The organism is Mesorhizobium sp. M1E.F.Ca.ET.045.02.1.1 (assembly GCF_003952485.1).
Classification (GTDB): domain Bacteria; phylum Pseudomonadota; class Alphaproteobacteria; order Rhizobiales; family Rhizobiaceae; genus Mesorhizobium.
Genome location: NZ_CP034447.1, coordinates 4,497,083 through 4,516,047 on the forward strand (window position 1 = coordinate 4,497,083; position 18,965 = coordinate 4,516,047).

Annotated in this window: 16 protein-coding genes; 12 read left to right on the top strand and 4 right to left on the bottom strand. The window is 63.8% G+C overall.

Features of this window, described 5'->3' with window-relative positions; genetic code table 11:
* Positions 1-14 precede the first annotated feature (14 nt).
* Complete coding sequence (locus EJ070_RS21600) at positions 15-1,931, bottom strand: sigma-54-dependent Fis family transcriptional regulator (RefSeq protein ID WP_126093157.1); 1,917 nt, start codon at positions 1,929-1,931, stop codon at positions 15-17.
* Between the two features lie 337 nt (positions 1,932-2,268).
* Here EJ070_RS21600 and EJ070_RS21605 point away from each other — a divergent pair, with 337 nt between their 5' ends.
* The 9 genes from EJ070_RS21605 (at position 2,269) to EJ070_RS21645 (ending at position 13,190) form a co-directional block, all read left to right on the top strand.
* On the top strand, positions 2,269-4,050 hold the full coding sequence (locus EJ070_RS21605; RefSeq protein WP_126093158.1) for an acetolactate synthase 3 large subunit: 1,782 nt from the start codon (positions 2,269-2,271) through the stop codon (positions 4,048-4,050).
* An 83-nt stretch (positions 4,051-4,133) separates the two neighbouring features.
* Positions 4,134-4,709, top strand: coding sequence for an acetolactate synthase small subunit (gene ilvN, locus EJ070_RS21610; protein ID WP_126093159.1), 576 nt, complete (start codon positions 4,134-4,136; stop codon positions 4,707-4,709).
* 121 nt (positions 4,710-4,830) lie between these two features.
* Positions 4,831-5,427 carry a LysE family translocator gene (locus EJ070_RS21615; RefSeq protein ID WP_126093160.1) on the top strand — a complete coding sequence of 199 codons (597 nt, stop codon included), beginning with the start codon at positions 4,831-4,833 and terminating at the stop codon, positions 5,425-5,427.
* Between the two features lie 386 nt (positions 5,428-5,813).
* Complete coding sequence (locus tag EJ070_RS21620; RefSeq protein ID WP_126093161.1) at positions 5,814-7,085, top strand: efflux RND transporter periplasmic adaptor subunit; 1,272 nt, start codon at positions 5,814-5,816, stop codon at positions 7,083-7,085.
* Positions 7,082-10,240: an efflux RND transporter permease subunit gene (locus tag EJ070_RS21625; RefSeq protein WP_126093162.1), complete on the top strand. Its 3,159-nt coding sequence runs from the start codon at positions 7,082-7,084 to the stop codon at positions 10,238-10,240. The genes EJ070_RS21620 and EJ070_RS21625 overlap by 4 nt, the downstream gene beginning before the upstream one ends.
* Positions 10,241-10,300: 60 nt before the next feature.
* Positions 10,301-10,906, top strand: coding sequence for a nitrile hydratase subunit alpha (nthA, locus tag EJ070_RS21630; protein ID WP_126093163.1), 606 nt, complete (start codon positions 10,301-10,303; stop codon positions 10,904-10,906).
* Between the two features lie 12 nt (positions 10,907-10,918).
* Positions 10,919-11,578: a nitrile hydratase subunit beta gene (nthB, locus tag EJ070_RS21635; protein WP_126093164.1), complete on the top strand. Its 660-nt coding sequence runs from the start codon at positions 10,919-10,921 to the stop codon at positions 11,576-11,578.
* Complete coding sequence (locus tag EJ070_RS21640; protein WP_189349992.1) at positions 11,547-11,915, top strand: nitrile hydratase accessory protein; 369 nt, start codon at positions 11,547-11,549, stop codon at positions 11,913-11,915. The genes nthB and EJ070_RS21640 overlap by 32 nt, the downstream gene beginning before the upstream one ends.
* A gap of 147 nt (positions 11,916-12,062) precedes the next feature.
* The gene (locus tag EJ070_RS21645) at positions 12,063-13,190 is read left to right on the top strand and encodes an ATP-dependent RecD-like DNA helicase (protein WP_126093166.1); all 1,128 of its coding nucleotides are present in this window, start codon (positions 12,063-12,065) and stop codon (positions 13,188-13,190) included.
* A 15-nt stretch (positions 13,191-13,205) separates the two neighbouring features.
* Here the strand turns inward: EJ070_RS21645 and EJ070_RS21650 are convergent, their stop codons facing one another.
* Complete coding sequence (locus tag EJ070_RS21650; RefSeq protein ID WP_126093167.1) at positions 13,206-13,601, bottom strand: STAS/SEC14 domain-containing protein; 396 nt, start codon at positions 13,599-13,601, stop codon at positions 13,206-13,208.
* Between the two features lie 112 nt (positions 13,602-13,713).
* Here EJ070_RS21650 and EJ070_RS21655 point away from each other — a divergent pair, with 112 nt between their 5' ends.
* Both EJ070_RS21655 and EJ070_RS21660 read left to right on the top strand, forming a co-directional pair.
* Entirely contained in the window at positions 13,714-14,454 is a 741-nt protein-coding gene (locus EJ070_RS21655) for a pyridoxine 5'-phosphate synthase (RefSeq protein WP_126093168.1), read from the top strand.
* A 103-nt stretch (positions 14,455-14,557) separates the two neighbouring features.
* Entirely contained in the window at positions 14,558-16,477 is a 1,920-nt protein-coding gene (locus tag EJ070_RS21660) for a potassium transporter Kup (protein ID WP_126093169.1), read from the top strand.
* A 201-nt stretch (positions 16,478-16,678) separates the two neighbouring features.
* On the opposite strand, the gene EJ070_RS21665 is transcribed toward EJ070_RS21660, so the two are convergent.
* On the bottom strand, positions 16,679-17,572 hold the full coding sequence (locus EJ070_RS21665; RefSeq protein WP_126093170.1) for an SDR family oxidoreductase: 894 nt from the start codon (positions 17,570-17,572) through the stop codon (positions 16,679-16,681).
* A gap of 169 nt (positions 17,573-17,741) precedes the next feature.
* On the opposite strand from EJ070_RS21665, the gene EJ070_RS21670 reads away from it, so the two are divergent.
* Complete coding sequence (locus EJ070_RS21670; RefSeq protein ID WP_126093171.1) at positions 17,742-18,155, top strand: helix-turn-helix domain-containing protein; 414 nt, start codon at positions 17,742-17,744, stop codon at positions 18,153-18,155.
* Positions 18,156-18,245: 90 nt separating this feature from the next.
* On the opposite strand, the gene EJ070_RS21675 is transcribed toward EJ070_RS21670, so the two are convergent.
* Complete coding sequence (locus EJ070_RS21675) at positions 18,246-18,965, bottom strand: glutathione S-transferase family protein (RefSeq protein WP_189349994.1); 720 nt, start codon at positions 18,963-18,965, stop codon at positions 18,246-18,248.

An 18,965-nucleotide genomic window follows, 5' to 3' on the forward strand; every position in this document is an offset into this window, starting at 1 on the left:
CAGCCGCCGCAACGTTAGTTCGGCGCTTCCAGCCGCAGGCGCTTCATGCGGCGATGCACGGTGGTACGGTCGACGCCGAGACGCCGGGCGGCTCCGGAAATATTCCAGCCCGCCGCCACCAGTGCAGTCAACAGTGCCGCGCGCTCTTCCTCAGGCGAGGGCGGCCGCAGCGCAACGACACTGGCCGGCATGGCCGCTGGCGCCGCATGTGCGAAATCGGGCAGGTCGGCGGGCTGGATCGTGCCGTCGTCACAAAGCGCTACCGCCAGATCGACGGCGTTGACGAGCTCGCGGATATTGCCGGGCCAGCCATGGCGGATCAACGCCAGCCGCGCCGCCGGCGACAGTCTTGCCGGCCGGCAGGCAAGGCGCGCGCGTTCGTTTACCAGCCGGTCGAGCAGCCATTCGAAATCAGTGCGCTCGCGCAACGCCGGCAAGGCAAGCGAGGCGGCGTTCAGCCTGTAGAACAGGTCTTCGCGGAAACGGCCCTCGGCGACCAGCTTGCGCAGGTCATGATGCGAGGCGGAGATGATCTTGATGTCGACAGGCCGAGGCGCGATGCCGCCGACCGGGATCAATTCGCGCTCGGCGATCACGCGCAGCAGCCGCGATTGCAGCGGGTAGGGCATATCGCCGATCTCGTCGAGGAACAGCGTGCCGCCGTCGGCGCTCTCGATCAACCCCTTGCGCCCCTTGGCCGCGGCCCCGGTGAAGGCGCCAGCGGTGTGCCCGAAAAGTTCGCTCTCGATCAGATGTTCCGGGATGGCCGCGCAGTTGATGGCCACGAAGGGGCCGCTGCGCGCGGAGCTGTCATGGATCGCGCGGGCGAGAACCTCCTTGCCGGAGCCGGTCTCACCATGGATCAGAATCGGAATTGAGGTGCGCGCCAGCTTGGCGGCACGGCACTGCATCGCCGCCATCACCGGGTCGCCGCCTGAAAGCTCGGCGATCGGCTTCGGCAGCAGCTCGACGGGAACGCGGCGTCCGCTCGGCGGCTGCGGTTCGATCGCGTGCGCGAAGAGGGCGCTGCCGTTGCGGCCGAACACCAGCCGCTCCTCGGTCGGGCGTCCACGCGTCAGGTTCGGCAGGTCGTCGATGTCCATGTCGAGATAGCGCGAGATCGGCTGGCCGATCGGCGACGGCGAATGCCTCCAGTCGATACCGCCGGCCTGCGCCAAAAGCAGCGCTGCGCCGCGCGTCGTGCCGAGGATGCGGCCGGAAGCATCGAGCGCGATCGCCGCTTCCGGATCGACGTCCAGGAACTCCGGCGAGCGCGAAAAGCGCAACACCCATTCGGAGTGCATCTGCGCCATCAAATTGGCGAGCTCGATGCGTCGCGCGGAAGAGGTCACCAGGTGCAGCGCGAGGTTCTGGCTGACTTTCGGCTGCGGCGAACGCAGCAGCGAAATGTCCAGCACCGCGGTCAGCTCGCCCTTTGTGTCGAAGATCGGCGCGGCGGTGCAGGAAAGCGGCGTGTGCGTGGTGTCGAAATGGTCGGTTTGATGAATGGTCATCGCCTCGCCGGTGACGATGCAGGAGCCGACGCCGCAGGTTCCGGTCCGGCTCTCCGACCATTCCGAGCCGAGATAGAGCCCGGCCTTGCGCAACTGGTCCATGAACAGCGGATCGCCGAGGAAGTCGACGGTGACGCCCTTGGCGTCGGCGAGCAGCAGGACGTAGTTCTGGCCCGCCACCTGCTTGAACAACGTCTCCAGACCGCTGCGGGCAATCGCGATCAGCCGCTCGGACTGCTCGCGGTGTTCGCGCAACTGGGTGTCGGGAACGATGTAGGCTTCAGTCGGCCGGGCCGGATCGAGCCGGTGCGTGTCGACGCAACGCAGCCAGGATTGCACCACGATATCGTCGCGGGCCGATCGCGCGCCGGACAGAACCTGCTCGATCTCGCGGATATGCTCTCGTTCGCCAGCCATGCGTCCTCCTCGCAGCCAACGTCCTTTGCGGCCACATAGTGGTGCCTCGAAGATACGCGCTCAACTGTACTATGGTAGCGCGCGACGGCGCCGATCTCACAGGCGGGTGAATTCGCGACACCCCCCATTGACGAGCCCGCGCTTTGGCCCTTATTGTCCGCGCCCATGAAAACAGCACTCATTCTCGTAGGCTGGCGCGTGGGCAAGGCGGTGTAACCGCCGGGCGAAAACCTCCCATGCGCATCCCACAGGCTCCCTCGGGGGCCTTTTTTATTACCCAAAACCCAACTAAACGACCAGCAAATCGCCAGGCGGCGAACAGTACGGGACCGGACTGATGAGCAACGGACAGAACGAGCGGCGCGAGATGACGGGTGCCGAAATGGTGGTGCAGGCGCTGAAGGACAACGGCGTCAAGCATGTCTTCGGCTATCCGGGCGGCGCGGTTCTCCCAATCTACGATGAAATTTTCCAACAGGACGAGGTCGAGCACATCCTGGTCAGGCATGAGCAGGGGGCCGGCCATGCGGCCGAAGGCTACGCCCGCTCGACCGGCAAGGCCGGCGTTCTCCTGGTCACGTCCGGCCCCGGCGCGACCAATGCGGTGACGCCGCTGCAGGATGCGCTGATGGATTCCATTCCGCTGGTCTGCCTGACCGGCCAGGTGCCGACCTCGCTGATCGGCTCAGACGCCTTCCAGGAATGCGACACGGTCGGCATCACGCGGCCCTGCACCAAGCACAACTGGCTGGTGAAGGACGTCAACGAACTCGCGGCCACGATCCACGAAGCCTTCCACGTCGCGACCACCGGGCGTCCCGGCCCGGTCGTCGTCGACATTCCGAAGGACGTGCAGTTCGCCAAGGGCATCTACGTGCCGCCGCAGACGGCGCCGCGCACCAGCTACCAGCCCAAGGTCCAGGGCGATCTCGAGAAGGTGAAGGCCGCCGTCGAACTGATGGCCGGCGCCAAGAAGCCGATCATCTACAGCGGCGGCGGCGTGATCAATTCCGGCCCCGAAGCCAGCCATCTGCTGCGCGAGCTGGTCGACCTCACCGGCTTCCCGATCACCTCGACGCTGATGGGGCTCGGCGCCTATCCGGCTTCGGGCAAGAACTGGGTCGGCATGCTCGGCATGCACGGCACTTACGAAGCCAACATGGCCATGCATGACTGCGACGTGATGATCTGCATCGGCGCGCGTTTCGATGACCGCATCACCGGCCGGCTGAATGCCTTTTCGCCGAACTCGAAGAAGATCCACATCGACATCGATCCGTCCTCGATCAACAAGAACGTCCATGCGGACGTGCCGATCCTGGGCGATGTCGGCCGGGTGCTGGAGGATCTGGTGCGGCTGTGGCGGGCAACCGCCAAGGTCGACAAGAAGGCGCTCTATCCGTGGTGGGAGCAGATCGCGAAATGGCGCGCGCGGGATTCGCTCGCCTACAAGATGAACAACGACGTGATTATGCCGCAATACGCCATCCAGCGGCTCTATGCGCTGACCAAGGATCTCGACACCTACATCACCACCGAGGTCGGCCAGCACCAGATGTGGGCGGCGCAGCACTACCATTTCGACAAGCCGAACCGCTGGATGACCTCGGGCGGGCTGGGCACGATGGGCTACGGCCTGCCGGCGGCGCTCGGCGTGCAGATCGCGCATCGCGATGCGCTGGTCATCGATATCGCCGGCGACGCTTCGGTGCAGATGACGATGCAGGAGATGAGCTCGGCGGTGCAGTATGAGGCGCCGATCAAGATCTTCATCCTCAATAACCAGTATATGGGCATGGTGCGCCAATGGCAGCAGCTGCTGCACGGCAACCGGCTGTCGCATTCCTACACCGAGGCGATGCCGGATTTCGTCAAGCTGGCGGAAGCCTATGGCGGCCACGGCATCCGCTGCGACAAGCCGGACGAACTGGACGACGCGATCCGGGAAATGATCTCGGTGAAGAAGCCGGTGCTGTTCGACTGCCGCGTGGCGACTTTAGCCAACTGCTTCCCGATGATCCCGTCGGGCAAGGCGCATAACGAGATGCTCCTGCCGGACGAGGCGACCGACGAGGCGGTGGCCAATGCCATCGACGCCAAGGGCAGGGAACTGGTGTAGGCGGCCACCAAGGCGGGGCTGTCGCGAGAAAGCCGTGCGCAAACAGAGAATTAGCTCAAAAATCTGAAATCGAGATTCACGTCATGAACGCACAGCACCTTCAACCGACCGGTTCCGCCTATTTCATTGCCAAGGAAACCGAGAAGCCGGAAACGCACACGCTTTCCGTGCTGGTCGACAACGAGCCGGGCGTGCTTGCCCGCGTCATCGGCCTGTTCTCCGGGCGCGGCTACAACATCGAAAGCCTGACCGTCTCCGAGACCGAGCACGAGAAGCATCTGTCGCGCATCACCATCGTGACGCGCGGCACGCCGCATGTGATGGAGCAGATCAAGAACCAGCTCGAACGCATCGTGCCGGTGCATCGCGTGGTCGACCTTACCGTTCGTTCGCATGAGCTCGGGCAGGAGCGGCCGCTGGAGCGCGAACTCGCGCTCGTCAAGGTCGCCGGTACCGGCGACGCCCGCGTCGAGGCGCTGCGACTGGCCGACGCCTTCCGCGCCAGCGTTATCGACGCCAACACCGAGCATTTCATCTTCGAGATCACCGGCAAGGGTTCGAAGCTCGATCAGTTCATCGCCATCATGAAACCGCTCGGCCTGGTCGAGATCTGCCGCACCGGCGTGGCGGCAATGAATCGCGGCCCGCAGGGCATGTGAGCGCGGCGGGCAATCGCTCGGACTGCCTCAGTCGTCTCTTTGGCCCGGCAAGTCGTCCGTCCGTGGCTTTTGCGCATCCCCCAAAAAAGGACAATAAGGCTGACATATCTGGGAGGATACCATGTCGTTCGACGCATTCCTTGCCCTGTTGGTCTACGCCTTGGTGACTTCGATCACACCGGGACCGAACAACCTGATGCTGCTGGCCTCTGGCGTCAATTTCGGCATCGCCAGGACGGTTCCGCACATGTTGGGCATCAGCATCGGCTTTCTGATCCTGCTGCTGGCCGTCGGCTTCGGGCTCGGCGCGGTGCTGACGGCGTTTCCGGCGCTGCACACGGCGCTGAAAGTCGCAGGCGCAGCCTACCTGCTCTATCTCGCCTGGAAGATCGCCATGTCGCGCTCGATGAGCGACGGAAAAGGGACGGAGGCGCGGCCGATGCGCTTCATCGACGCCGCCGCGTTCCAGTGGGTCAACCCCAAGGCGTGGGTGATGGCGATCACCGCCATGGCCGTCTACACCAATCCGGACCATCCGTTCGTCTCGGTGGCGTTGATCTCGATTGCCTTCACCATCGTCAACCTGCCCAGCGTCTCCGTGTGGGCCGGATTCGGCACGGCGCTGCGCGGCTTCCTGTCGGATCCCGTGCGGCTGAGATGGTTCAACATAGCCATGGGGCTGCTGCTGGCGGCGACGCTCTGGCCGATGCTCCGCTAGATGTATCGATATTCAGGTGAGGCCGGCCTGCGAATGGCGGCTTTCTGCGCTCCCGGCCTTCGCCGGCCGAAGCACTCATGAGTGGCGGTTGTAGTTAAGGCTACGGCCGGCGTAGGCCGGTTCTCGGAATCCACCATTCTCGACTCGGCCTGACCTGAATCTCGACAGACCCAGATTCATTTTTCAGCCCGATGCGAGGGGCGGCCACGGCGTGTTAGTCGGCTGCATAGCGATTGTGCAGTGCACATTAAATCTTCGTAATGCCGCGTTTTGGCCCTTTTCCGCCAAAGCTTTGTCCTATCTATTCGGCGAAATTCACGGCGAAAGACAGTGAAACGAGCGAATAGACTACCGGGATCGGCGTGTCGGTTAGAGGGCTATTGTCGATGCGCGGAAAAATCGCCTTTGCAGTCGTTGCGCTGGCCTGTCTCGCAGGCGCCGGCCTCTATCTTTCGCCGGCCGCGATGGGCAGGTTCCAGCAGTTGATCTCGGGCCAGCAGATCGGCACAGCCAGCGCCGACAAGACCGCCAAGGCATCGGACAATTCCAAGGGCGGCGGCGCGCGTTCGGCCTCGATCGTTTCGGCAACCGCGACGACCGCCGATTTTCCGATCCGCCGCTACGCTATCGGCTTCGTCTCCTCGCCATCGGTGGTCAGCGTGAACGCCCGCGTCTCCAGCCAGATCATGTCGATCGCCGTCAAGGACGGGCAGATGGTCAAGGCCGGCGATCTTCTCTTTTCGCTCGATGATCGCGCGCTGAAGGCACAGCTTGCCAAGGACCAGGCGACGCTCGCCAAGGACCAGGCGATGCTCGTCAGCGCCCAGGCCGACCTGCAGCGCGCCAAGGACCTTGTCGCCAAGCAGGCGGGCACGCAGCAGACTTACGACCAGGCGCTGGCGGCGCAAAGGGCCGCGGCCGCCACCATCGATGCCGACAAGGCGACGATCGACGCCGACACGGTCCAATTGAGCTACGCGACCATCACCGCGCCCATCTCAGGCAGGCTGGGAGCGGTCAACGTCTCCGTCGGCGATCTCGTCACCACCAGCAACGGCAACTCAAGCAGCACGACGCCACTTGTCACCATCACGCAGATGGACCCGCTGCAGGTGAATTTCACTCTCCCGGAAAGCGACCTTGCCCTGTTGCACAAGGAACTGGCGAACCCACAGCAAGGAGACGTGACGCTGACCAAGGACGGCGATCCCAAGCCGATCGGCAAGGGCACGCTCGACTTCGTCGATTCCAGCGTCGATACCGCCTCCGGCACCATCGCCACGCGAGCGAGCATACCGAATGGCGATCTATCGCTATGGCCCGGTCAGTATGTGAATGTGATGCTCGAGGCCGGCACGATGCCGCAAATGACCTCGGTCCCGACGGTCGCGGTGCAGCCCAGTCAGAAGGGCCCGTTCGTCTATGTCGTCAAGCCGGACAACACCGTCGAGATGCGGCCGGTACAGGTGGCGCTGACGGAGGGCGAGAACAGCGCCATCAGCCAAGGGCTGAAAAACGGTGAAAAGGTCGTCGTCGAAGGCCAGACGCGGCTGAAGGACGGCGCCGCCGTTCACGAAGGCAAGACCGCCGGCAATGGCGCTGATCAGGCCGCTCCCAAGGTCGCGGAAGCCGACAAGGCCGGCGGGGCGCGGCCATGATCTCCGAATTCTGCATACGCAGGCCCGTCGCCACGCTGCTGATGTCGTTCGCCCTCGTGCTGGGCGGAATTTTTGCCTACAAGTTCCTGCCGGTCGCGGCGCTGCCCAGCGCCGAATTCCCGGTGGTCAACGTCTCGGCCCAACTCCCCGGCGCTTCGCCCGACACGATGGCGACCTCGGTGGCGACGCCGCTGATCAAGCAGTTCTCCACCATCGCCGGCATCGATTCGATCTCGACCACCAACTCGCTCGGCCAGACCTCGATCGCCATCCAGTTCGTGCTCAACCGCGACATCGACGCGGCGGCCGCGGACGTGCAGGCCGCGATCGCGCGCACGCAGAGATCGCTGCCGCCGGAGATGACCTCGCCGCCGAGCTATCGAAAGGTCAATCCGGCCGACGCGCCGATCCTGCTGATGTCACTGGTCAGTGATACGGTTCCGCTCACCGACCTCGATTCGTTCGCCGAGAATGTCATCTCGCCGTCGCTGTCGACGATCGACGGGGTGGCGCAGGTCTCGATCTTCGGCCAGCAGAAATATGCGGTGCGCATCCAGATCGATCCGACCGCGCTTGCCGCGCGCGGCATCTCGATCGATCAGCTGCAGGCGGCTATCGCATCGGCCAACAGCAACACGCCGCTCGGTGTGCTTCGGAACGACAAGCAGCAGCTTACCATCACCGCCAACACCCAGCTCGACAACGCCGCAGGGTTCTCCAACCTCATCATCGCCACCAAGAACGGCCACCCGGTGCGGCTCGGCGAGGTGACTCGCGTCGTCAACTCGGTGCAGACCACGACGACGGCGAGCTGGTACGACGGCACGCGCGCCATCATCATGGCTGTGCAACGCCAGCCCGACGCCAACACGGTCGACGTCGTCGACAAGGTCAAGGCGATGCTGCCTTCCTTCCAGGATCAGATGCCGGGCGCCGCCAGCATCAAGCTGCTCAACGACCGCTCGACATCGATCCGCGCCGCCGTCGATGACGTGCAGTTCACGCTGCTTTTGACCATCGCGCTGGTGGTCATGGTGATCTTCGTGTTCCTGCGCCGGCTGACCGCGACCGTCATCCCGGCGGTGGCGGTGCCGATCTCGCTGATCGCCACGCTCGGTGCGATGTTCCTGTTCGGCTTCTCGATCGACAACATCTCGCTGATGGGACTGACGCTCGCCGTTGGCCTCGTCGTCGACGACGCCATCGTCATGCTCGAAAACATCTTCCGCCACATGGAGGAGGATGGGCTGTCGGCCTTCGACGCCTCGCTGAAGGGCGCGCGCGAGATCGGCTTCACCATCATTTCGATCTCGATCTCGCTGGTGGCGGTGTTCATCCCCGTGCTTCTGATGGGCGGCGTCATCGGCCGCATCTTCAACGAATTCGCGGTCGTGGTGACTGTCGCCATCCTGGCATCGATGTTCGTGTCGCTGACGCTGACGCCGATGCTGTGCTCGCGGCTGCTGTCGGTGACGAAAGCCGACCGCGAGGCGCATGCGGGCGGTGAGCGGCACGATATCTTCACGCGCGGCTACGACTGGCTCCTGACCTTCTGCCTGCGCCATACTTTCCTGGTGTTCCTCGTCTTCGTCGGAACGGCGGCGGCGTCGGTCTGGCTGTTCCAGGCCTCGCCCAAGGGCTTCTTCCCGCAGGAGGATATCGGCCAGATTTCGGTGACGACGATCGCCCGGCAGGACATCTCCTTCGACGCCATGACCAAGCTGCAAGGTCAGGTGGCGAACGTCTTCTCCCATTCTCCCTATGTATCGCATGTGGCCTGGTCGGTCGGTAGCGGCAATAATGCGCTGAACCAGGGACAGCTCTACGTGCAGCTGAAGGACAAGAGCCAGAGACCCAATATCGAGAAGGTGCTGTCCGACTTGCGGCGGCAATTGGGGGGCGTCGCCGGCATCGAGTCCTATATGCAGCCGGTGCAGAACCTGAGACTTGGTTCGCGGTCTTCCGCCAGCGCCTACCAGCTGGTCGTCCAGGGACTCGATACCGGCCAGACCGATATCTGGGCGCAGAAGCTGAATGATGCGATGGCGGCGGACCACACGATGTTCACCGACGTCACCAGCGATCTGCAGAACAATGCCCTGGAGGCGACGCTGGTGGTCGACCGCGACAAGGCCGCCCAGCTCGGCATCGACACCGACACGCTGCGCTCGGCTCTCTATGGCGGCTTCGGCACCGATCAGGTGTCGACCATCTTCGGCTCGGCCGACAGCTATGAAGTCATCACCGAGCTGGACCCGAAGATCGCGTGGTCGCCCGAGCGGATGCTGGCCATCCAGGTGCGGACGGCGAGCGGCAGCCTGGTGCCGCTCGGCGCCTTCGCCCGCGTCGATCGCACGGCAGGCGCGCTGACGGTCAACCAGCTCGGCCAGTTGCCGGCGGTGACGATCTCCTACAACCTGCCGCAGGGCGTGTCGCTCGGCGACACAGTGGCCCGCATCGACCAGCTGAAAGAGCAGATAGGCATGCCGAAGGCGATCTCGACCACCTTCGCCGGCACGGCCAAGACCTTCCAGGATTCGCTCGCCAACCAGGGCCTGCTGATCGGCGGCGCGATCCTCACCATCTATATCGTGCTCGGCATGCTCTATGAGAGCTTCATCCACCCGCTCACCATCCTCACCGGTCTGCCGTCGGCGGTGTTGGGAGCGTTGGTCGCGTTGCAGCTCGCGGGGATGGATCTGTCGGTCATCGCGGTGATCGGCATCCTGATGCTGATCGGCATCGTCAAGAAGAACGGCATCATGATGGTCGATGTCGCGCTGGACCTCAGGCGTCAGGGCATGTCGGCGGTGGACTCCATCCACAGGGCCTGCCTGATGCGTTTCCGGCCGATCATGATGACGACGCTGGCGGCGCTGATGGGCACGTTCCCGATCGCGCTCGGCACCGGCGCCAGCGCCGAACTCAGGCAGCCGCTCGGCGTTGCTGTGGTCGGCGGCCTGCTCGCCTCACAGGCGCTCACCCTGTTCGTCACGCCGGTCATCTATGTCTATTTCGAGCATTTCTCCGGTTGGCTGCTCAGCTTCTCCTCTAAGAAGAGCCGGCCGGAGCTGCATGCGATCGAGCCTATCGAACAGCCTTCGCTCTTCGACGCCGAGGAAGAAGCCGAACCGAAAAAGGTGGCCGCCGAGTAGGCGGCTCTGGCCCAAGGCGTGGCGCTTGCGGCTAACCGCACCCGATCCTAGTTTGAGGTCATGACCCACGATCATGACCACGACAACGAGCTCGACCCGTTCGCGGCGCGCGTGCGCGCGCTCGAGACGATCCTGACCCAGAAAGGCCTGATCGACCCGGCGGCCATCGACGTCATCGTCGATACCTACGAGACGAAGATCGGCCCGCGCAACGGCGCCAGGGTGGTGGCCAAGGCCTGGAGCGATCCCGCCTATGCCGAATGGCTGAAGCGCGACGCGACGGCGGCGATCGCCTCGCTTGGCTATACCGGCCGCCAGGGCGAGCACATGCAGGCTGTCTTCAACACCGAGGAGACGCACAACCTCGTCGTCTGCACGCTCTGCTCCTGCTATCCGTGGTCAGTGCTCGGCCTGCCGCCGGTCTGGTACAAGGCGCCGCCCTATCGGTCGCGGGCGGTGATCGACCCGCGCGGCGTGCTGGAAGAGTTCGGGCTGACGCTGCCTAAGGATAAGAAGATCCGCGTCTGGGATTCGACCGCCGAGCTTCGCTACCTGGTGGTGCCGATGCGGCCGAAGGGCACCGAGGGCTGGAGCGAGGAACAGCTCGCCGGCCTGGTCAGCCGCGACGCGATGATCGGCACCGCGCTGGCGAAAGAGTCGGAATAAGGGGGAGCCTCAATGAACGGGCCGCAGGATCTCGGCGGGCAGATGGGTTTCGGGCCGGTCGCGCCCGAAAAGGACGAGCCCTATTTCCACGCCGAATGGGAAAAGCGCGCGCTCGGCGTGACGCTCACCGCCGGCGCCATGGGCGCCTGGAACATCGACGAGAGCCGGCACGCGCGGGAATCGCTGCATCCGGCCGACTATTACGCGTCGAGCTACTACCAGATCTGGATCAAGGCGCTGGAGACGCTCTTGAAGCGCCACGGCTTCGTCACGGAGCGGGACCTTGCAAGCGGCAAGGCGGTCGATCCGGCCGCTACGCCCAAGCGTGTACTGAAGGCGGCGGACGTGCCGGCGGCGCTCGCCAAAGGCGGGCCGTGCGACCGGCCGGTCGCGGCGCCGGCGCGATTCCAGGCGGGCGACCGTGTGCGAACGAAGAACCTCAATCCCACCGGCCATACGCGCCTGCCGCGCTACGCGCGCGGCAAGAACGGGACGATCGAGGCCGTGCGCGGCGGCTTCGTCTTTCCCGACAGCAATGCGCATGGCAAGGGCGAGAACCCGCAATGGGTCTATACCGTAATTTTCGACGGGGCGGAGATCTGGGGCGAGGGCGCCGACCCTACACTGAGTGTGTCGATCGATGCCTGGGAGAGCTATCTTGAGCCGGTCTGAGACGGAACGACCGGCGGTTCTAGACGATCCGGTGTTCGCCGAACCATGGCAGGCGCAGGCTTTCGCCATGACGGTCGCGCTGCATGATGAGGGCCTGTTTTCGTGGAGCGAGTGGGCCGAGGCTTTATCCGCCGAGGTGAAGCAGCCGGGCGCCGCAAGCGACGGGCATGACTACTACGAGCATTGGCTGGCGGCGCTTGAAAAGCTGCTGTCGCGAAAGGGTGTTGCCGGCAAAAGCGAGGTCGATGCGCTGGCGGCCGCCTGGGAGCGTGCCGCGCATGCGACCCCGCACGGCAAGCCGATCCTGCTGGAGAACGATCCCGGACCTGGCAGATAGCCTGGATTCAAGTAGGTTTGTTCCCTTTACGTTCTTGTTTGTGCCTGATAGCGTGCCAAGCCTGTAGCAAATGAGATCGCCACCGGCGACGCCGGTGATGGGACGGCCAATCTTGTATTTCGCTCGCGAATCCGGTCTGTCGCGCTGATGGAATTCTCTCCCCAACAGGACGAGGCTTTGAAGGCGGTCGGCCGCTGGCTGAAGGACGGCCGGCCGCAGGTCTTCCGCCTGTTCGGCTATGCCGGCACCGGCAAGACGACGCTGGCGCGCTATTTCGCCGAGCATGTCGACGGGCAGGTGCAGTTCGCCGCCTTCACCGGCAAGGCCGCCCAGGTTCTGCGCTCCAAGGGAGCGATCAACGCGCGCACCATCCATTCGCTGATCTACCGGCCGAGGGGCGAGGAATCGGTCGAAGACGAGGTGACCGGCAAGACGTCGATCTCGCCGACCTTCGCGCTCAACCGGCAAAGCCCGATCGCGCGCGCCAAGCTGGTCGTCATCGACGAATGCTCGATGGTCGACGAGCAGCTCGGCCGCGACCTGATGAGTTTTGGCACGCCGATCCTGGTGCTGGGCGACCCCGCCCAGTTGCCGCCGATCTCGGGTGGCGGCTTTTTTACCGAACACGAGCCGGATGTGCTGCTGACCGAAATCCATCGCCAGGCGCGCGACAATCCGATCATCCGCCTCGCCCTCGACGTGCGCGAAGGCCGCGAGTTCATGCACGGCGATTTCGGCACGGCGCAGGTGATCGGCAGGGAAGGGGTCACCCAGGATCTTGTGCTCAAGGCCGACCAGGTGCTGGTCGGCACCAACCGCACGCGGCGGCGCTATAACCAACGGCTGCGCGAGCTCAAAGGGTTCAATGCCGACTATCCGCAGGCTGGCGACAAGCTCGTCTGCCTGCGCAACGATCCGGCCAAGGGGCTGCTCAACGGCTCGCTGTGGAAGGTGATGACCTCGTCGCGCGAGACTGTTAAGCCCGGCATCAACCTGCTGGTCTCGCCGGAAGAGGACGATCCCGACCGCGGCGTCGCCAAGATCAAGCTGTTGAAGGCGGCGTTCGAGGATCCGGACGCAGAGATCCCCTGGCAGCAGAAGAAACGCTTCGACGATTTCGACTATGGCTACGCGCTGACGGTGCATAAGGCGCAAGGCTCGCAGTGGAACGACGTCGTGCTGTTCGACGAGAGCTGGGCGTTCAAGGAGACCAGGCAGCGCTGGCTCTACACGGCAATCACACGCGCGGCCGAGCGGCTGACGATCGTGCGTTGAGACAAACCGGCATTGTCATGCCGGTCTTGCGCCAAGCCATCGCCAGGCGGCTTGTTCGTCCTCGCTGCCAAAGCGCCTGAATTCGAACGGCAAAGGCTTCGGGAACAAGCCCGTGGCAAAAGATGCCCAGCGTGGCTCGCCGATGGCCGCGCAGCGGACGACATGCTCCAGCGCGTCGGCCACACCTTGCCTCAGCGTCTTTTCCGAAATGTTGGCCCAATCGACGCTCTCCTCGTCGGTCAGTCGCACCAGCACGTCGATCCTCGGGTGCAGGGCATAGGCTGCTTCGAGCAGGCCGAACAGGTTTTCCGCGTCCGCCGGCGAAACATCGCCGACGACGTCGATGGCGAAAAGCGCGTCGCGATTGGTGTCGATGCGGCGTATCGCCGGCACGGCTTCGAGGAAATTCACTGGCAAACCCTTGCGTTGGCCGTCACTTGGTCCTCTGGAACACCGGAAACCCTCTATCTGTTCCCTGCAAAGGCGCTATAGATGCGCGCCAAAACCATAGGGACGCCAATTCATGCCCGCAAAGCTTTCGGTCAACCTCAACGCTGTCGCCATGCTGCGCAACCGCCGCGACCTGCCGTGGCCGAGCGTCACGGGGCTTGGCCGCATCGCGCTGGCAGCCGGCGCGCATGGGCTGACGGTGCATCCGCGTCCCGACGAGCGGCATACTAGGCATTCCGACCTGCCGGAGATCAGGGCGCTGATCGACGACGAGTTTCCGGACGCGGAATTCAACATCGAAGGCTATCCGACCGAGGACTTCCTGGCGCTTGTCGAAAAGCATCAGCCGGAACAAGTTACGCTGGTGCCCGACGATCCGGCGCAAGCGACCTCGGATCATGGCTGGGACTTCGTCGCCCAGGCCGCGTTCCTGACGCCGATCGTCAAGCGGCTGAAGAAGGGCGGTTTTCGCGTGTCGCTGTTTTCCGATGCCGATCCGGCCGGCGTGAATGCCGCGCGCGATACCGGCGCGGACCGGATCGAGCTCTACACCGGCCCGTATGGCAGTTGCCATTCCGATTCCGCCAAGGCCGCGAAAGAATTGGAAAAACTGGGAAAAACCGCCGACGCGGCTTTCGCGGCAGGGCTTCAGGTCAATGCCGGGCACGATCTGACCGTGGACAATCTGCCGGCGCTTGCCAAGCGTATCCCGGCATTGGCCGAAGTATCGATCGGACATGGGTTGACAGCCGATGCCCTGGAGTATGGCATGGCCCGCACGGTGGGACGTTTCTTGAAGGCCTGTGGATGGTAGCTCCGGGAGCTGAGCGTGACAGGCATGGGAGCCATCACGTTGCGGCACTTGATATTGCATCGCAGCAAGCGTAGAGCACCGCGCGTTTATCGGAGTGTCGTTTATGGCCCTTACCAATAGTGGTAGTGAGGCAGAACCCGTCGACCAATCGAGCCATACTGAAGTCGAGCAGCACAGCACCAAGATGCTGATGCTTGGCGCGCTCGGTGTGGTCTATGGCGATATCGGGACCAGCCCGATCTACGCGTTGCGCGAGGCATTGCATGCTTCGTCCGGCGGCGATGTGGCCACCCGTGGCGACATCCTTGGCGTGCTGTCGCTGATCATCTGGTCGCTGACTATCACGGTCACGATAAAATACATCATGTTCGTGCTGCGCGCTGACAACCGCGGTGAAGGCGGCGTGCTCTCGCTGATGGCGCTGGTGCGCGGCAGTTTCCCCACGCGCTCGGCTATCATCCTCGGCATCGGCATCATCGGGGCGTCGCTGTTCTTCGGCGACGCGGTGATCACGCCCGCTATCTCGGTGCTTTCGGCGGTCGAAGGTCTGGAGGTCGTAACACCTACCTTCCAGCCCTATGTCGTGCCGCTGACACTGCTCGTCCTTGCCATGCTGTTTGCCGTGCAGCGGTTCGGCACGGGCGGCGTCGGCCTCGTATTCGGTCCGGTCACCGCGCTATGGTTCCTGGCCATCGGCCTTTCCGGCCTCAATCATATTATCGACGACCCCGAGATTCTGTGGGCGATCAGCCCGCACTACATTGTCGCCTTCCTGATCAATTCACCCGACGTTTCCTTCGTGACCATCGGCGCGGTGTTCCTGGCGGTCACCGGCGCCGAGGCGCTCTATGCCGACCTTGGCCATTTCGGCCGCAAGCCGATCGTGCTGGCGTGGCTGGCGATCGTATTTCCGTGCCTGCTTTTGAATTATGCCGGGCAGGGTGCCTACGTGCTTGCCAAGGGTGGCACCGTCGGCCATCCGTTCTTCGAGATGAACGAGGGCTGGGCCCTCATCCCCATGGTGGCGCTGGCGACGGCGGCGACCGTGATTGCCAGCCAGGCGGTGATCTCCGGCGCCTATTCGCTAGCCAGGCAGGCTGTGCAACTCAACATGCTGCCGCGTCTCGAAATCCTGCACACGTCGGAGAAACAGTCCGGGCAAGTTTACATGCCGCGCGTCAACATGCTGCTGGCGCTTGTGGTGATGCTGCTGGTGGTCGGCTTCGGCGCGTCCAGCAGACTTGCCTCGGCCTACGGCATCTCGGTGACGGGCAACATGCTGGTGACGACGACGCTGCTGTTCGTCGTCATGACGCGCATCTGGAAGTGGAACATCTGGCCGGCGGTCGTGCTGACGGCAGTATTCGCGCTCATCGATATCGGTTTCTTCGCTTCCAATATCATCAAGGTGTTCGAGGGCGGCTGGTCTTCGCTGGCTGTGGCCTTCGCCATCATCCTCGGCATGTGGACCTGGGTGCGCGGCAGCCGTTATCTCTTCGACAAGACGCGCCGCAACGAGATCCCGCTCGACTTCCTGGCGGCGAACCTTCTGAAAAAGAAGCCGCAACTGGTGTCGGGAACCGCGGTGTTCCTGACGAGCGACCCTCTCAGCGCACCGACGGCGCTGATGCACAGCCTGAAGCACTACAAGGTTCTGCACGAACAGAACGTCATCCTCTCGGTCGTGACGGCGCCGCAGCCGGTGGTGCCCGACAGCGAGCGCGTGAAGATGGAGACCGTCAACGAGCTGTTCATGCGGGTGACGCTCACCTTCGGCTATATGGAGCAGCCGAACATCCCGCGCGCGCTCGCGATCTGCCGCAAGCAGGGCTGGAAGTTCGATATCATGACGACGTCCTTCTTCCTGTCGCGGCGCTCGCTGAAGGCATCGCCCAATTCCGGCATGCCGATATGGCAGGACAGGCTGTTCATAGGTTTGGCGAAGACGGCGGCGGACGCGACAGAGTATTTCCAGATCCCGACCGGGCGCGTTGTCGAGATCGGCACGCAGGTCGCCATTTGAGGGCTTGCAACGCGTAAGGGACGGGAGGCATGAGCGGTGAGTTGGTGCTTGTAACCGGCGGATCCGGCTTCCTCGGCGCTCACTGCATCCTGGCAGCGTTAGAGCAATTCAGCTTCAGATCGCTGAACTGCTCTAACCATCTGTTTTTACGCAATTCCGGACGGAAAACCGCCACGCAGTTCTCCTGGAATTGCTCTGGTTTCAGCCGAGCAAGGCGGCCTTGTTCGCTTCGAGGAACTGCTTCAGCGTTTGCGGCTTGCGGCCCGACAGCGTCTCGACCGTATCGGTCACCATCCCGATGCGGCCGGAGCGCGTGTTGGCGTCGAAGGACACGATGATGCGGGCAAAGTCCTCTGGAAGCCCCGCCGCCTTGACGCCCTCCGTCAGCGCCTCGTCAGGCACCTGGATGACCTCCAGCGGCTTGCCGGTGACTTCGCTCACCAGTGCGGCAATTTCCTTTGTCGTGTAGGCCTGCGGGCCGGTCAGCGTGTAGATTTGGCTTTCCTTGGAGCCGGAAGCGAGGCCTGCGGCAATGGCGGCCGCCATGTCGTCGCGCGCGCCATGGGCGATGCGGCCGTCGGCGGCCGAGCTGTACCACTTGCCGGACGAAATGGCGTGCGGCAGCGCCAGGAACAGGTTCTCCTGATACCAGCTATTGCGGAAGATGGTGTGGGGGATCCCACTCGCCTTGATGGCCTGCTCGGTACCGTAGTGATCGCCGGCGAACAGCACCGGCGAGATCGGTTCAGGGTTGGGCATCGAGGTGTAGAGCAGATGCGAGACGCCGGCCGCCTTGGCCGCGGCGACCGCCGCCTGATGTTGCCTCAAGCGACGGTCGCTTCTCAAGTCGAGCTCGCCGGTCGACACGATCAGCACCCGGTCCGCGCCTTTGAATGCATTCTCCAGCGAGGCCGGATCGTCGAAGTCGGCCGCCCTGACGACAACGCCGAGGGCTGCCAGGTCAGCGAGGTTTTCGGGATTGCGCGTGGTGGCGACGATGTTCGCCGGCGCGACTTTCTGCGCATCGAGCAGATGGTTGATCACGGCGCGGCCGAGATGGCCGGAAGCGCCGGTGACGAGGAGGGTTTCGGTCATGGGAGGTTCCTGAAAATTGCGCCGAAGGGCGGGTGCGGTTGTCAGTCTCAAAAAGAGACCAGCGCTAAAATAGGAATTGACCCCAGGCCGTAAAGAAGGCAGTTTTTCGGGAGGTAGGCACAGCCAGGGAACTATCGGGCTGGCCGTATTCGGCTCAAGGGACGTCGCCATGGACAGCAAGATCGTCAATCTGAAATCCAAGATCGAGATCTACAAAGCCATGACGCAGGGCGCCAATTTCGCCGACTGCCCGGTTCGCGACGTCATCCAGGGCATCAACGGCAAATGGAGCCCCTTGCTGGTGATGGCGCTTGCGGAGAAGCCCTATCGCTTCGGCGAGCTGCGGCGGCTGGTTCCCGACATCTCGCAGCGCATGCTCACCCAGACACTGCATGAGCTGCAGCGCGACGGCTATGTGCATCGCGAGGTGTTCCCCACTAAGCCACCGAGCGTCGAGTACAGCCTGACCGATCTTGGGCGATCGATGTTCGTTCCCCTCTATCAGCTCGTCCAATGGGCCGAACTCAACCATGACGCGGTGCGCGATGCGCGGGCCGCTTTCGATGCCTCCTTCCGGGCCTGAGGCGCGATCGATTGGTGGCAATAGCGGCAAGGATTCCGCCGGGACCGCAATTCCTCGCCGCCATGGTCACTGGTACGGTGATCGACCCGTTCAAGCCGATCGGGCTTGCGGAGTTTCAGTGACCTGGAGCCGGATGATCTCGGATAGGTAAGATCCCTTTGCCCGCAGGAAGGCGTGCAGCCGTCGCGGATAGTCGGCGCCGACCGCTTCCCTGACCGATTGCCGTTTGGTCAAGGCCTCGCGCCAAGCCCGAACGAGAGGCTTGTCGTCGAGAATGCCGAAATCGCCGATGCGGTCGAAGGTGTCGAAATAGCGGAAGATCGGCCCGTAGACGGCGTCGACCAGCGAGAAGCGGTCGCCGGCGAACCACGGGCCGCTTTGCCTGGCTGCAAGCTCCGCCTCCACGCGCGCAAACATTTCCGACAGCGCTTTGCTTTCCGTGACGAAAGCAGCCTCATCTGCCGCCGAGTAGAAACGGCCGATGGCGTTGAGGATGGCCGAGCCGAACTCGATCCAGGCGCGATGCCTGGCCCGCATGAGCGGATCGGCCGGATGCAGGGGATTCGCCTCCGTCTCCTCGAGGAATTCCAGGATGACGGCGGATTCGAAAATGACTTCTTCGCCGCCGCCATGCCGGACGCGGAGCAGCGGCACCTTGCCGAGCGGCGAGATGGCCTTGAACCAGTCCGGCTTGCTGGAAAGATCGACATTGACCCGCTCGAACGGCACGCCTTTCTCGGCGAGCGAGATCGCCGCGCGCTGGACGTAGGGGCAAAGGTGATGGCTGACGAGGGTTAGCCTGGCGGTCAT